Source organism: Variovorax glucosi (genome assembly GCF_051216695.1).
Classification (GTDB): domain Bacteria; phylum Pseudomonadota; class Gammaproteobacteria; order Burkholderiales; family Burkholderiaceae_C; genus Variovorax.
Window position 1 is genome coordinate 1 of the sequence record NZ_JBPJZE010000098.1, and the last position, 1,435, is coordinate 1,435.

Below are 1,435 nucleotides of genomic sequence, written 5' to 3' on the forward strand. Positions count from 1 at the left end.
GCCATGGTGGAGTGAACATGTGAGGGGATGAAGCGCCGTGCCGGGGGCTACGCAAGGAGCCGCGCCATGACCCGCTTCATCGATGTTCACAGCCTGGTCCGCCTGGTGGACGAGACCGGCATTCCCCAGTTCCTCACCGCGCTGGCCGATGCGCTGCGCGACGACTTCCTGCGGTGGCGCGAGTTCGACAAGAAGGCGCGTGTGGCCAGCCATTCGCACCTTGGCGTGATCGAGTTGATGCCCGTGGCCGACGACGGCGCCTATGCCTTCAAGTACGTCAATGGCCATGCGGCCAACACCGGGCGCGGCCTCTACACGGTGATGGCCTTCGGCGTGCTCGCCGATGTCGAGACCGGCTACCCCGTGCTGCTGTCTGAACTGACTCTTGCCACTGCGCTGCGCACCAGCGCGACCTCGCTGATGGCGGCGTGCGCATTGGCGCGGCCTGGCGCTCGTCGCATGGCGCTCATCGGCAACGGCGCGCAGAGCGAGTTCCAGGCATTGGCCTTTCACTGCCACTTGGGCATCGATGAAATCGCCGTGTACGACATCGATGCCCGCGCCACCGACAAGCTGGTGCGCAACCTTTCGGCCTTTCCGTCGCTCAAGATCATTCGTGCAGACTCCACGGCGCAGGCCGTGCGCGGCGCCGACATCGTGACGCCCGTGACCGCCGACAAGGCCTGCGCCACCATCATCACGCCGGACATGATCGAGCCGGGCATGCACATCAACGCCGTGGGTGGCGATTCGCCCGGCAAGACCGAGCTGCACCCCGACGTGCTGCGCAAGGCGCGCGTGTTCGTCGAGTACGAGCCGCAGACCCGCGTGGAGGGCGAGATCCAGCAGATGCCCGCCGACTTTCCGGTGCACGAGCTGTGGCGCGTGCTGCTCGGCGAAGTGCCCGGCCGCGAAACCCCTGCGCAGGTCACGCTGTTCGATTCGGTAGGCTTCGCGCTGGAGGACTACACGGCGCTGCGCTACATCCAGCGCCTTGCCACGGAGCGTGGCATCGGCCAGCAGATTGCGCTGGTGCCCGAGCTCGACGACCCGAAGGACCTGTTCGGCCTCACGGCCTCGGGCCGGCGCCGTGCGGTGCTGCGGCGTGCGGCATGATGGGCGGCTTCACCACCGCCGATCCTGTGTTTTCTCATGCTCACCATCTACAACGACCAGCACGTTCTTCATCAGGGCAAAGTCGAGATGTTCCGCGGCGAGCTCGTGCCGTGCTTCGAGGTGCCCGCCCGCGTCGACCATGTAAAGCATGAACTGGAGCGAAGGGGCCTCGGCCCGCTGCAGGCGCCCGATGCCTTCGACGAGGCGCTGCTGGCCAAGGTGCATGCGCCGCGTTACCTGGACTTCATCGCGCATGCGTGGGAAGAGTGGGTCGCGCTGGACCCGACCAATGTGTCGCGCGATGCGCTGCCTTCGTACT

General features: G+C 66.5%; 1 protein-coding gene and 1 pseudogene. Both read left to right on the forward strand.

All coding sequences use genetic code 11. From position 1 onward, the window contains the following. The first annotated feature begins 66 nt into the window (after positions 1–66). Positions 67–1,116, forward strand: a complete 1,050-nt coding sequence (locus tag ACSFA3_RS23205) for an ornithine cyclodeaminase (RefSeq protein WP_435507797.1) — start codon at positions 67–69, stop codon at positions 1,114–1,116. A gap of 36 nt (positions 1,117–1,152) precedes the next feature. Then, a pseudogene (locus tag ACSFA3_RS23210) lies at positions 1,153–1,435 on the forward strand (histone deacetylase family protein); the annotation flags it as partial.